Source organism: Prosthecobacter sp., from assembly GCF_044222345.1.
In the GTDB taxonomy this organism is placed as follows: domain Bacteria; phylum Verrucomicrobiota; class Verrucomicrobiia; order Verrucomicrobiales; family Verrucomicrobiaceae; genus Prosthecobacter.
The window spans coordinates 41709-54013 of record NZ_JBGANL010000012.1 but is presented as its reverse complement, the minus strand read 5'-3'; the positions used below and the strand labels follow the sequence as shown (position 1 = coordinate 54013).

Annotated in this window: 12 protein-coding genes; 8 read left to right on the top strand and 4 right to left on the bottom strand. The window is 60.5% G+C overall.

Annotated elements, in window-relative coordinates; genetic code table 11:
- Positions 1-35: 35 nt before the first annotated feature.
- Both ACILSL_RS08975 and ACILSL_RS08970 read right to left on the bottom strand, forming a co-directional pair.
- Entirely contained in the window at positions 36-1142 is a 1107-nt protein-coding gene (locus ACILSL_RS08975) for a Gfo/Idh/MocA family protein (protein ID WP_395731673.1), read from the bottom strand.
- A gap of 44 nt (positions 1143-1186) precedes the next feature.
- Complete coding sequence (locus tag ACILSL_RS08970; protein ID WP_395731672.1) at positions 1187-1546, bottom strand: DUF3147 family protein; 360 nt, start codon at positions 1544-1546, stop codon at positions 1187-1189.
- 105 nt (positions 1547-1651) lie between these two features.
- On the opposite strand from ACILSL_RS08970, the gene ACILSL_RS08965 reads away from it, so the two are divergent.
- Positions 1652-2896 carry a di-heme oxidoredictase family protein gene (locus ACILSL_RS08965; protein WP_395731671.1) on the top strand — a complete coding sequence of 415 codons (1245 nt, stop codon included), beginning with the start codon at positions 1652-1654 and terminating at the stop codon, positions 2894-2896.
- A 143-nt stretch (positions 2897-3039) separates the two neighbouring features.
- On the opposite strand, the gene ACILSL_RS08960 is transcribed toward ACILSL_RS08965, so the two are convergent.
- Positions 3040-4266, bottom strand: coding sequence for a serine/threonine protein kinase (locus ACILSL_RS08960; RefSeq protein ID WP_395731670.1), 1227 nt, complete (start codon positions 4264-4266; stop codon positions 3040-3042).
- Between the two features lie 86 nt (positions 4267-4352).
- On the opposite strand from ACILSL_RS08960, the gene ACILSL_RS08955 reads away from it, so the two are divergent.
- From ACILSL_RS08955 to polX, 7 genes are all read left to right on the top strand, one after another.
- Complete coding sequence (locus ACILSL_RS08955) at positions 4353-5459, top strand: ABC transporter ATP-binding protein (RefSeq protein ID WP_395731669.1); 1107 nt, start codon at positions 4353-4355, stop codon at positions 5457-5459.
- The gene (locus tag ACILSL_RS08950) at positions 5456-6313 is read left to right on the top strand and encodes an ABC transporter permease (protein ID WP_395731668.1); all 858 of its coding nucleotides are present in this window, start codon (positions 5456-5458) and stop codon (positions 6311-6313) included. Before ACILSL_RS08955 ends, ACILSL_RS08950 begins: the two co-directional genes overlap by 4 nt.
- The gene (locus ACILSL_RS08945) at positions 6310-7080 is read left to right on the top strand and encodes an ABC transporter permease (RefSeq protein WP_395731667.1); all 771 of its coding nucleotides are present in this window, start codon (positions 6310-6312) and stop codon (positions 7078-7080) included. Before ACILSL_RS08950 ends, ACILSL_RS08945 begins: the two co-directional genes overlap by 4 nt.
- Before the next feature lie 80 nt (positions 7081-7160).
- Positions 7161-7853, top strand: coding sequence for a YdcF family protein (locus ACILSL_RS08940; protein ID WP_395731666.1), 693 nt, complete (start codon positions 7161-7163; stop codon positions 7851-7853).
- 85 nt (positions 7854-7938) lie between these two features.
- The gene (locus ACILSL_RS08935) at positions 7939-8964 is read left to right on the top strand and encodes a fatty acid desaturase family protein (RefSeq protein WP_395731665.1); all 1026 of its coding nucleotides are present in this window, start codon (positions 7939-7941) and stop codon (positions 8962-8964) included.
- Between the two features lie 8 nt (positions 8965-8972).
- On the top strand, positions 8973-9167 hold the full coding sequence (locus tag ACILSL_RS08930) for a hypothetical protein (RefSeq protein WP_395731664.1): 195 nt from the start codon (positions 8973-8975) through the stop codon (positions 9165-9167).
- A 49-nt stretch (positions 9168-9216) separates the two neighbouring features.
- Positions 9217-10959, top strand: coding sequence for a DNA polymerase/3'-5' exonuclease PolX (gene polX, locus ACILSL_RS08925; RefSeq protein ID WP_395731663.1), 1743 nt, complete (start codon positions 9217-9219; stop codon positions 10957-10959).
- Positions 10960-10986: 27 nt separating this feature from the next.
- Here polX and ACILSL_RS08920 read toward each other — a convergent pair whose 3' ends face one another.
- Positions 10987-12291, bottom strand: coding sequence for a M20 family metallopeptidase (locus ACILSL_RS08920; RefSeq protein ID WP_395731662.1), 1305 nt, complete (start codon positions 12289-12291; stop codon positions 10987-10989).
- Positions 12292-12305: the final 14 nt, after the last annotated feature.

The window sequence follows — 12305 nt, the reverse complement described above, 5'->3', positions numbered from 1 at the left end:
TGTCACCAAGTGAAGGGACCGTGATTGATCTTTGATCAGTCGTTCAGAGAGATCACGCGCGAGCCCTCTTTGGCTGAAACCAGGCATGCATCCAGCACGCGTTGTGTGAGCAGGCTGATCTTGGGCCAGTGCGCATTGATTTCGCCATCGATCACGAGCTGGGAAAAGGTGTGAAACAGCCCAGCCTCCTGCGAGCCGGGAGCGTTGCTGCTGGGTTCATCGAGGGCTTCGATCTGCCGCCCTTCGTGCATGTGGGCCTGGCAGCGATCGAGTGCGAAGTCGGAGCGGGTGAGGCTGTACTTCGTTTGCGGGCCGGAGAAGGGCAGCACAAAGTCCGAGACCTGCAGCAGCCCTTTGTCACCGCTGACGATGGCCCACTGCGCATTGGTTGTGGTGAAGGAGCAGTAGAAGGAGGCATTGGCTCCATCTGCAAAGCTCAGTGTGCCGGAGAATTCCAGCGGTACCGCTGGTGAATCGGCGGTCTGCTGCGTTTCCGCGTGGATGCGGCCCGTCACCTGCACGGGCGTGGCGTAGTTCATGGCCCAGAGTGTGAAGCGCAGGCAGTACCAGCCCAGATCTCCCAGGCAGCCCAGTGGCTCGAGCCTGCCATGTGCGCGGATGTTGCTGCGCTGGAATTCCTCATCGCTCATGAAGCTGAACTGCGTGGCGATGTTGCGCACCTTGCCGACGTCGTGGTCCACGACCTCGCGCAGGCGCTTCAAGCGTCGTCCGTGCATGAACATCACACCGTCCATGAACTGCACGCCGTGATGATCGCACGCAGCGATGATCTCCGCCACATCCACCGCGGTCACGCCCACCGGTTTTTCCACCAGCACATGCTTGCCGGCCTGCGCGGCGCGGATCACCCATTCTTTGCGCAGTCCTGTGGGCAGCGGGATGTACACGGCGTCAATGTCCGTGCGTGCCAGGAGAGCCGCGTAGTCATCCATCGCCTCCGGCACGGCCGGATGCGGTGCGCTGCCCTGGCATTCCGCAATGAAGGCCTGTGCGCGTGAGAGGTCACGACTGGCCACCGCGATGAGCGTGGCGTTGCCGGCGTCACGAATGGCCTGCCAGTTTTTACGGGCGATGAAAGCGGCACCCAGGATGCCCCAGCGACAGTGGTTCTTATCGGTCATGACCGGATCAAGCATGCGCCCGGACGTTCAGTCAAGCGGCAGGCTCACAGCATCAAACCAAAGCGTGCGGTGATGGCGCGCAGCAGCGCAAACAGCAGCAGCGTGAGCACCGCGCTGCCGCCAAGCGCGCCGTGGAAGCCCCACCAGCGCTGAAACACCGGGAAGAGCAGAAACATCGGCAGCGTAGGTAGCACATACCAGAAGATGTAGTACATGTGGTCTGCTGTCTTCTGGTCCCGCGTTTCCGGGGTGCTTTCGTAGTGAACCCAGAAGAGTGTGATGACGCTGACAAACGGCAGCGCCGCCAGCAGGGCGCCGAGTTTGTCGCTGCGTTTCACCATCTCGCTCACCAGGGTGATGATGCCGGCGCTGAGCAGGTATTTGAAGAGGAGCTTCAGAGTCATGGGATGATGGGGATGAGAGAATGTGAGTAACGATTTTCGGTGCGCGGGATTTCTCCGGTCAACGAGATCACGCACAAGCGTGACAGCAGCCAACCCAATCTTGTCATGAAAGCGATCCGCATCACCTCATATCTCGCACTTGCCCTGGCATGTCCTTTAGCGCTGCATGTCATGGCGCAGCCGCCCAAGCATCCGTCCCACCGCCCGCAGCAGCCGCCCCATCCTCCAGGAGCGCCACCGAACGGCATGAACCCGCCGCAGGTTGGTGATCCGCTGCCGGGGCTCACCAAGGCGCAGGTGGCGACCTTCCTTGATGGCAAAGATGATTTCGAAGATGCGGAAACCGAGGCTGGCGGCCTGGGGCCCATCTTCAACCGCTCATCGTGTGTGACATGCCACAGCGCGCCTGTGACCGGTGGCGGCAGCGCCATCAATGTGACACGTTTTGGCCGTGTGGATGGCGGCGTGTTCAATCCGCTCGTCTCACTCGGGGGTTCCCTGCAGCAGGAGATGGAGATCAATTCGGTGCTGCATGAGGTGGTGCCGCCGGAGGCCAATGTGGTGGCGCAACGCAATTCCACCCCGCTCTTTGGCCTTGGTCTCATCGAGGCCATCCCCGATGATCAAATCCTGCAAAATGTGAGGCGCATGCCGTTTGATGGTGTGCTGGGAAAGGTGTCCAAAGTGGCGGATGCTGCCACGGGGAAGACTCTCATCGGGCGCTTTGGGTGGAAAGCCCAGCAGGCCACGCTGCTGAGTTTTGCGGGGGATGTCTACTTGAATGAAATGGGCATCACCAGCCGCCTGTTTCCGGTGGAAAATGCTCCGAACGGCAACGCTCAGCTGCTGGCGCAGTATGACACGGTGGTGGATCCCGAAGATGTTGTCAATCCGGCCACGGGCAGGGGAGACATCGACCGCGTGGCCGACTTCATGCGCTTCCTTGGCGCACCGCCACGCCTGCCGCCCACCCATTCCGCTGCTGCCGGACGCAGCGTGTTTCAAAACACCGGATGCGCCGTCTGCCATGTGCCGCTGATGATCACCGGGCCGAACAAAGTGACTGCGCTGAACCGGCAGGAGGTGTGGCTTTTCTCCGACCTGCTGCTGCATGACATGGGAACGCTCGGAGACGGCATTGCCCAGGGCGCAGCAGACGTGCGTGAGATGAAGACCGCGCCGCTCTGGGGCCTGCGTGCCAGCGCGCCCTATCTGCATGATGGCCGTGCTGCGACCATCGACGAAGCGATCAAAGCCCACGACGGCGAAGCGAAGGCTTCCAAGGACCGTTATCTGAAACTCAACAAGCAGCAGGTGCAGCAGCTCATCGATTTCCTCATGTCCATTTGATGGAGTGTGTCCGTGTGATGGGTGGAAGGCGTGAAGCAGGCGGCAGTGCCTGCTTCATTCGTTGTCGCTGACCGGCCGCAAAAAGACGCAAAGCCGAGCGGAGTGCCCTGCATTCACCTCAAACTTGATGTCATAAGTTCAGCTCAATGCTTTTTCTGCGTCGCGCCGGGTTTTGTCGGTGCGGTCTTCTGGCCGCAGCGCGGCAGAACGAAGATGGCCAGCAGGAGCACGATCGCCGCGGCGGCGATGACGACGGGCTTGTTGCTTTTGATTTTGGCCAGTGCGTCTGCCAGGGGCGTTGACTGAGCTGCTGGAGCCGCCGGCTGGCGCGGCATAGGCGCGGAGATTTTGCGCTGTGCGGGCATCAGGGGTGCTGCGGGGCGTTGGGGCCTGTTGGCGGCCACGTGCATTCCCGGGGAAATAGGGATCGTGCTGGACGTCGCATTGCGCGCTCCTTGCTGAGGATTGGGCAGGACGACGGGAGCAGAAACCTGCGGCTGGATAAGATTGACGGGCGGCGGTGGCGGGGCGTTCTCTGCGAGTTCCGCACGAGTGGATGGAAGTTCCGGCAGGTTGGGCGCTTCACGGCGCTCGAACAATTCCTTCGCTGCGCCCGCCTTGCGCGGACGTTGCTCAGGGTCGGCCGCCATCAGGTGCATCACCCAGGCGCACATCCAGCCCGGCACATGGGAGGCGAGTTTTTGCAGAGGTGCCAGATCATGGCCGAGGTGCTTCAGCCGCAGTTCCTTCAGAACGCGGCCGTCAAAAGGAGGTCTTGCGGTGAGCGCTTCATACAGGATGCAGCCAAGAGCGTAGACGTCGGTGCGGCGGCGGGTGGTGCCATCCTGCCATTGTTCGGGGGCGGTGCAGCGGTAGGCGCGGATTTGCTCCTCCTTGCTGTCATTCCGAGCCGCGAAGCCCTGGCCAAAGCCGTGCAGTGTCACCTGCCAGTCAGCGGCGGATTTGCCGGAGATGCGTACATAATCAGGGCGCAGGCTGCCGTGGACGATGGCGTCTTCATGAAGGGCTGAAACCGCGTCCAGGAGCTGTCGTGCCACGGATTCAAACTCCTTCTCGGTGAGAGGGCCGCGTTCCAGCACTTCGGTCAGCGTTTCTCCCGGCAGCGCCCCGGCCACAATGGTGTAGAAGCCGTCTTTGTCGGAACCGAAATCGATCAGCCGGTCCAGATGCGGGTTTTGCAGCGGGGCAAGCTGGCGGAACAATTCCTGCAGGCCCTCGATTTCCTCTGGTTTGGTGGTTTTGAAGCGCCTCAGCCGCAGTTCATCGCCGCGCTTGTTGTCGCGGACGAGCAAGAGCTTGCTTGCGGTATCCTCTTCCAGAGGACGCAGAATTTCAAAACGGGATGACATCGGGTAAAGCTGGCCCGTTCCAGCGAATCCCGCAAGCTTCTTGCCACATCCATTCTTTTCACGCTAAAGTGCCGTCCCATCCCTGCATGGAAGATTTTCTCGTTATTGATCACGTTTCCAAAACCTTCGGCTCCCAGCGTGCCGTGGATGATGTTTCGTTGACCGTGGCGCAGGGGGAATCGTTTTCACTTCTCGGGCCCAGCGGCTGCGGCAAAACCACGCTGCTGAGGATGATTGCGGGGTTTGAACGGCCTGAGCGCGGGCGGATTTTAGTGGGGGGGAGGGACATCACCGCGCTGCCCCCGGAAGTGCGCCCGGTGAACACGGTGTTTCAAAACTACGCGCTCTTTCCGCATCTGAGCGTCTGGGAGAATATTGCCTTCGGGCTGCGGATGAGCCGCCGTCCGCGCGAGGAGATTCGCGGCGGTGTGGAGCGCATGCTCGAACTCGTGCGCCTCAGCGAGCATGCACGCAAGCGCCCCGCGCAGCTCAGTGGCGGGCAACGGCAGCGGGTGGCCATTGCACGAGCATTGGTGAACCGCCCCCAGGTGCTGCTGCTGGACGAGCCGCTGGCCGCGCTGGATCTCAAACTCCGCCAGCACATGCTCATGGAGCTGAACACGATCCACGAGCAGATCGGCACCACCTTCATCTATGTGACCCATGATCAGGGTGAGGCGATGAGCCTGAGCGATCGCATCGCTGTGATGAATGCTGGCAGGGTGGAGCAGGTGGACTCACCGGAGAGCCTGTATGAAACACCGCGCAGCAGCTTTGTGGCCTCATTCATTGGCGACGCCAATTTTTTCACGGGGGTCGTGGTCGAAGTGCAGGACGAAGGCCATGTGCGCGTGCAGGTGGAGGGACTGGGCAGTCCGCTGGTGATCAGCCATGGCGCGGTCACGGTGAACCAAACGCTGCGTCTCATGGTGAGGCCGGAAAAAATCAGCCTCACGCTGACCCGCCCGCCCAGTGGTGAGCGGGTGAACGCCTTCCGCGGGGTGGTGGAGGACATCGCGTACTTCGGCTCACACACCCGCTACCGCATTTGTGCTGGAGAACACAGCATCCTGGCCCAGCTGCAGCGCAGCCGCTTCAGCGGCGGGGAGGTGGATCCCGCACGCGGTGCGGAAGTGTGGATGAGTTTTCATCCGGATGAAGGCCGCGTTGTACGGCTGGAGGGGGAGGCATGAGCCTCGAATCCCGTTCTGCCAGGCAGTGGCTGATTTCATTGCCCTCCCTCACCTGGCTTGCCGTGTTTTTTGTGATCCCTGCCATTCTTGTCATTTTCACCGCTTTTCGGCCGGCAGATTTGCAGGGAGGTGTCGGGCCGGGCTGGACGCTGGCCACACTGCGTGAATTACAAGATCCCGCCTACCTGCCCATCCTGTGGCGCACGTGCTGGCTCAGCGGAGCGACGACTCTGGTCTGTCTGGCGCTGGCACTGCCGGTGGCTTTCCAGATGGCGCGTGCCGGGCAGCGCATGCGGCAGGTGCTGTTGCTGCTTGTCGTCATTCCGTTTCTGTCAAATTTCCTGATCCGCATCTTTGCGTGGAAATCCCTGCTGCATCCCGAAGGACCGCTGACCAAGCTGCTCATCGGGCTGCATCTCATTCCAGAAAACGCCGTGCTGCTGAACCATGCGGGAACGGTGCTGCTGGTGCTCATTTACACGCAGCTGCCGTTTGCCATCCTGCCGCTCTATGCTGCAGCGGAGAAGTTTGATTTTGGCCTGCTGGATGCCGCGCGTGATCTTGGGGCCGGGCCCTGGCGTGCGTTTTCCAAGGTGTTCGTCCCCGGTGTGCGCCGGGGCATCATCTCTGCGGCGGTCATGGTGTTTGTCTGCTGCCTGGGGCAGTACGTCATTCCGCAGATGGTGGGCGGCACCACGGATGAAATGCTCGGCAGCAAGATCGCCCAGCGCGTGTTTTCAGACCGCAATCTGCCGCATGCCAGCGCGCTGGCTGGCGGGCTGATGCTGGCCGTGCTGGTGCCCATGGTCGTCATCGTGCTCTGGCAGCAGTTTGGCCGAAAGGAGGCGGAATGAAGCGCTCCTGGCTGCCTGCGGTGATCACGTGTGGAGTGATCCTGTTTTTGTTCGCCCCGCTGGGGGTTCTCGTGGTGAATTCGTTCAATGCTTCGCGTTTTGGCGGTGAGTGGGAGGGCTTCACCTGGAACTGGTATGAGAAGCTGTGGGCTGCGGGAGAGGTGTGGGAATCGCTCTGGATCACGCTCAAGATCGCCGTCTCCGCCTCGCTGGCGGCGATGGTGCTGGGCACGCTGGCGGCCTATGCGCTGCATCGGTTCCGCTCCTGGCTGCAAAACGTGCACCACATGCTGATCACGCTGCCGCTGGTGATGCCGGACATTCTCATGGGCATGTCACTGCTGGCCTTGTTTGTTCTCACGGGGATTGAGACCGGGCTGCTTACCATCTGGATTGCGCACGTCACCTTCTGCCTGAGTTTTGTGACGATGGTGGTGCTGGGGCGACTGCAGGATTTTGATTTCACCCTGCTGGATGCCGCCCGTGATCTGGGGGCTACCCAGGCCAAGGCCGTGCGAAAAGTGCTGCTGCCGCTTCTCCTGCCGGGGGTGCTGGCCGGCGGGCTGCTGGCCTTCACGCTTTCGATTGACGATTATGTCATCACCTTCTTTGTCTCCGGGCCCGGCACCACCACGCTGCCATTGCGCGTCGCCAGCATGATGAAAACCAGCCGCAGCCTGCCCATGATCAACGCCCTCAGCACGCTGCTCATTGCGAGCACCTTCCTGGTCGCCTTGTGCAGTTCCCGCCTCCAACGCCGCTTATGACCTCCCTCCTCAGATCCCTGGCCGATTTCCTAGAACCTACTGGACTCATCTGGCTCATGCTTTCTGCATGGAATGTGGTCATGATCCGTCGCCGCCGATGGAGGGCGATGATTCTGCCGTGCACCGCGTGGCTGCTGCTGACACTCACATCCGCCACAGCCTTGTCGCATTCATTGCTGGCTGGCTTGGAATCCGAGTGGCCTCCTGTGGATCTGGCGGCCTTGCCAGTGTGTGACGCGGTCATCGTCCTAGGTGGCGGCGTGGAGCCTTCGAACAACGAACCGGCAGGCATTCATTTCAAGGGAGGGTCCGACCGATTGTTTACCGGCTTGATGCTTGCGAAGAAAGGGAAAGCCAAGCTGCTGGTCGTGGGTGGTGGTAGTTTGAACACGGCTTCCGGCATTGAGTCTGAGGCGGATGCTGTCAAACTCTGGCTGGCAGAGTGGCAGCTCTCACCGGTTCCGGTGCAAAGTCTGGGCAATTGTCTGGATACACACGATGAGGCCGTCAAAGTGTCTGCGTTGGCGGTCAAACATGGGTGGCAGAAGGTGGCGCTGGTGACCTCCGCCTACCACATGACCCGCGCCAGAGCCGTTTTTGAGGCTGCCGGCACCTCGGTTGTGGCTGTGCCCTGCAACTACAACAGCGAGGCCATGCGTGAGCACCGAGTGAAATGGCTGCATGTCCCGAATGCCACCAACCTGTGCCATTTTGAGGTCTGGATGCATGAAATGATTGGCTGGTGGGCCTATCGCATCATGGGCTGGGTTTGAAGTGCTTTATTTTGGCCTGCATTCTGCTCAGGCGTAGGAAAGAAGGCTTGCTTTTGAGCCATAGTGATGGTCATGTAGAATCCACATGACTAGTGGCCTGGCGTTAGCGGATACCATCACTCTTGGCGGCAGAAACAGGACGGGCACCGAGCTTATCCTGGCCACCAAGCCTTTCACCGTGGACGACCCCGTCAAAAGCTGGTGGTACCTCCTTTCCACGAGCGCGCTCTGGCTGGCGGTGATTGCCGGCACGCTTTGGATCCCCTACCTTGGGGCGAAGCTGGCGCTCAGCGTGCTTTCAGGGCTGCTGCTGCTGCGTTTGTTTGTCATCTATCATGATCAGCAGCACAACGCGATCCTGCCGAATTCCAAGCTCGCGGAATGGATGATGCGTGGCTTTGGCATTCTCGCCCTGAGTCCCAGCAGCATCTGGCGCAGCTCCCACAATCATCATCACAATCACAACTCCAAGATCAAGGGGTCGCATATCGGGTCCTTCCCGATCATGACGAAGGAGCATTATTTGAAGGCGTCCAAATCGGCGAGGTTGATCTATCTCTTCATGCGTCATCCGCTGACGATCCTCTTTGGATACATCTTTGTGTTCCTGCACGGCATGTGCCTGCGTCCGTTTGTGATGAAGCCCCGGCAGCATCTGGACTGTCTGGTGGCACTGCTGGTCCACGGAGGTATCGCCGCAGCGCTGGTCTATTTTTTTGGCTGGCAGATGTGGCTGCTGGTTCAGGTGATTCCGCATTTCATCACGTATGCCATCGGGTCCTACCTCTTCTATGCCCAGCACAATTTTCCGGACGTGGCTTTTTACGACAAGGCGGGCTGGACGTATGAGCGTGCCGCGCTGGATTCTTCCAGCTACATGAAGACCAGCAAGCTGATGGCGTGGTTTTCGGCCAACATCGGCTACCATCACATCCATCACCTGAACGCACGCATTCCATTCTACCGCCTGCCTGAAGTGCTGAAGGCCATGCCTGAACTGCAGAAGCCGAAGGTGACAAGCCTGAGCCCGCGAGATATCATGCGCTGTCTGCGGCTCAAAGTCTGGGACACGGAACTGCAGCGGATGGTGCCGCTGCCTGCCACGAGATAACAGGCTCTGTGCCGGGAGAGCGCGGACTTCATGCCAAATCAGGTGTGGTGCGCGATGCCGCGGCGGGCGGCAGGGTGCTGGGTTATCCTCCGGCATTGGGCAAGCAGGAGACGCGCCGGTGGATCGCCGTTTCGAAGATGCCGGACGCTTTGCGGCGGCTGAAGACCTTGGAAAAACCGATGAACGGCAGCAAAGAGGCTTAATGGCCATTTTCGCGCTTCACCTCACAGCAACTCACGCCATGATGTGGGCATGACACGCGAAGACGCCGCCACCATCTTTGAACGCATCGCCCTGCTGCTCGAACTCAAAGGGGAAAACAGCTTTAAAGTACGAGCCTACCGCACGGGTGCGGAGATCGTGGAAAGCTACAGCGGCGACATCATGAAACTGGCGGCTGAGAACCAGCTCGCGGGCATCAAGGGCCTGGGCGAGGCGCTGCGGGACAAGCTGCATGAAATGGCGACAACGGGGAGGCTGGAGTTCTATGAGAAGCTGAAGGCTGAATTTCCGGACACGCTCTTTGAATTGTTTGATGTGCAGGGACTCGGGCCGAAGAAGGTGGCCGCGCTGCATGCGGAGCTTGGAGTCTCATCCATCGCCGATCTGAAGCGCGCCTGCGAGAGCGGCGAGGCGGCGAAGCTCTCCGGCTTTGGCGGCAAGACGGTGGAGAAGATTCTCGAGAGCATCGCCTTCCGTGAGCAGCATGCGTCTGAGTTTCGCATGGATCTGGTGCAGCCGCTGGTGCTGGAGATTCTGGAGGCGCTGCGTCAGCATCCGAACGTCTCGCACGCGGAGGTGTGCGGCAGTTTCCGCCGAGGCAAGGAGACGGTGCATGATCTTGATTTCCTCGTGGCAACACGGAAGCCGGAGCTGGTCATCGATGATTTTGTGCAACTGCCGCTGGTGGTGGATGTCATCGCCAAAGGGCCGACGAAAGCCAGCGTGCATGTCACCCACGGGGTGCAGTGCGATCTGCGTGCCGTGTCGAGCAAGGAGTTCCCCTTTGCGCTCGTCTACTTCACCGGCAGCAAGGAGCACAATGTGGCGATCCGCCAGCGTGCGCTTGCGCGTGGGTGGTCGCTCAATGAGTATGCCTTCACTCCGGTACCGGATCATGCGGATGCGCCGGTCATACCACCGGTTCATGATGAGGCGGAGCTCTACCGCGCACTGGGTCTCGACTTTATCGAGCCTGAGCTGCGTGAGAACACGGGCGAGATCGACGCGGCGGAGCATGGCGGTCTGCCGCGCCTTGTCCTGCTGGAGAATCTGCGTGGTGTCTTCCACAACCACACCACTGCGAGCGATGGCGGCGCGACTTTGCGCGAGATGGCGGATGCCGCACATGAGCTCGGCCTGCAGTACCTCGGCATCGCCGATCACAGCAAGTCGTCCTTTCAGGCAAACGGGCTGGATGAAAAACGACTGCTGAAGCAGATCGAGGAAATCAAGGCGCTGAATGAGGAGATGGCCGAAGAGGGCTTTCGCATCTTTGCCGGCAGTGAGGTGGACATCCTCAAGGATGGCAGCCTCGACTTCAGCGACGAGATCATGGGCCAGCTCGACTACGTCGTCGCTTCCGTGCACAACGTCTTCAATCTGCCCGAGGCCGAGATGACGAAGCGCATCATCCGGGCCATCGAAAATCCACATGTGACGATGCTCGGGCATCTCACCGGCCGGCTGCTGCTGCAGCGCCCTGCCTACCATGTCAATGTGGCCGCGGTGATCGATGCCGCTGCGGAAACCGGCACGATCATTGAACTCAACGCCAGCGCCTGGCGTCTCGACATGGACTGGCGCTGGTGGAAGCTGGCGAAGGAGAAAGGTGTGAAGTGCAGCATCAATCCCGATGCGCACAGCACGCACGGATTGCAGGCGGTGATCTACGGCATCAAAGCCGCGCGCAAAGGCTGGCTCACGCGCAACGATGTCATCAACTGCCTGCCGCTGGGTGAGGTGGAGAAAGTGCTGCGGGCGAAGCGCGGATGAGTGCGCTTTCCATTGTCGCCGCACTGGTCATTTGTTTGCATCCAGAAAATCACATACTGCCGCCGCCATGACGGCCACGCCGGTTTTGAGGCTTTCCTCATCGCAGTCGTACATCGGCGTGTGGCCACCGTAGGTCATGCCTTTCTCTTCATTCGCGACGCCGAGGCGGAAGTAGAAGCCGGGAACCACCTGCGCGAAGTAGCTGAAGTCTTCGCCGCCCATGCCTGGGATGAGTTCAATGACGTTCTGCTCACCGACGATTCGTTTGAAGGCTGGCAGCGTGGCCTCGATGAGCTTGCGGTCGTTACGAATGCTTGGGTAGGTTTTGCGGTAGTCCATCTCGTAGGTGGCGCCGTGGGCGGAGGTGATGCCTTTGAGGATGCGCTCCATCTGCTCGATGATGCCGTCGCGAAATGCGGCATCGTAGGTGCGCACGGTGCCGCCGAGCTCGACTTTCTCCGCGACGATGTTTTCGCGGTCGCCACCGGTGATGGTGCCGATGCTGATGACGAGCGGCTGGCGGGTGTTGGTCTGGCGGCTCTTGATCATCTGCAAAGCCATGATGGCCTCTGCCGCCACGGCGATGGCATCGACGCCTTTGTGTGGCGCGGAACCGTGCGCCATCTTGCCATGAATGGTGATGTGGAAGCGATCGCTGTTCGCATTGTCGAGGCCGGGTGTGTAGCCGACCTGCCCGGCTTTGAGGTAATGTACTCCGTCATCGGTGACTGTCGCAGGTTGTACGACCGCCGTGGTATGCAGGCCGAAGACCGCCGCCGGTCTGGGATTTTCCATCGCGCCTTCGGCCACCATCAGCTTGGCACCCCAGTCACCTTTGAAGGTGGCGGGCATCGCTTCTTCGGCGGGTTGAAAGAGGAACTTCACGCTGCCTTTGATTTGATCGCGATGCTTGGAAAGGAGCTCAGCCACGCCGAGCGCGCAGGTCACGTGCACATCATGGCCGCAGGCGTGCATGACGCCCGGGTTTTGTGAGCGGTAGGGCACGCTGCGCAGTTCCTTAATGGGCAGGGCATCCATGTCCGCGCGCACGGCGACGCAAGGGCCGTCTTGTGTGCCTTTGAGAAGCGCCACCACGCCATGCTTTGCCACGCCGGTTTTGATGTCGGTGAATCCGAGTTCCTTCAAACGGTCCGCCACCAGCTTTGCCGTCCGTTCCTCCTCGTTTGAAAGTTCGGGATGCATGTGGATGTCCCGGCGGATTTCCACGAGCTTTGGAAACATCTCCGTGATGCTCTTTTGGAAGAGGGCGTCACGGGTGTCTGCGGCAAAGGACGACGCGCAGGCGATGAGAGGAAGGATGACGTACTTCATGGGGGCGGGAAAAT

Coding starts and splice junctions, on each gene's coding strand:
- ACILSL_RS08975 (WP_395731673.1), bottom strand. CDS start 1,142: ATGACCGATAAGAACCACTGTCGCTGGGGCATCCTGGGTGCCGCTTTC.
- ACILSL_RS08970 (WP_395731672.1), bottom strand. CDS start 1,546: ATGACTCTGAAGCTCCTCTTCAAATACCTGCTCAGCGCCGGCATCATC.
- ACILSL_RS08965 (WP_395731671.1), top strand. CDS start 1,652: ATGAAAGCGATCCGCATCACCTCATATCTCGCACTTGCCCTGGCATGT.
- ACILSL_RS08960 (WP_395731670.1), bottom strand. CDS start 4,266: ATGTCATCCCGTTTTGAAATTCTGCGTCCTCTGGAAGAGGATACCGCA.
- ACILSL_RS08955 (WP_395731669.1), top strand. CDS start 4,353: ATGGAAGATTTTCTCGTTATTGATCACGTTTCCAAAACCTTCGGCTCC.
- ACILSL_RS08950 (WP_395731668.1), top strand. CDS start 5,456: ATGAGCCTCGAATCCCGTTCTGCCAGGCAGTGGCTGATTTCATTGCCC.
- ACILSL_RS08945 (WP_395731667.1), top strand. CDS start 6,310: ATGAAGCGCTCCTGGCTGCCTGCGGTGATCACGTGTGGAGTGATCCTG.
- ACILSL_RS08940 (WP_395731666.1), top strand. CDS start 7,161: ATGATCCGTCGCCGCCGATGGAGGGCGATGATTCTGCCGTGCACCGCG.
- ACILSL_RS08935 (WP_395731665.1), top strand. CDS start 7,939: ATGACTAGTGGCCTGGCGTTAGCGGATACCATCACTCTTGGCGGCAGA.
- polX (WP_395731663.1), top strand. CDS start 9,217: ATGACACGCGAAGACGCCGCCACCATCTTTGAACGCATCGCCCTGCTG.
- ACILSL_RS08920 (WP_395731662.1), bottom strand. CDS start 12,291: ATGAAGTACGTCATCCTTCCTCTCATCGCCTGCGCGTCGTCCTTTGCC.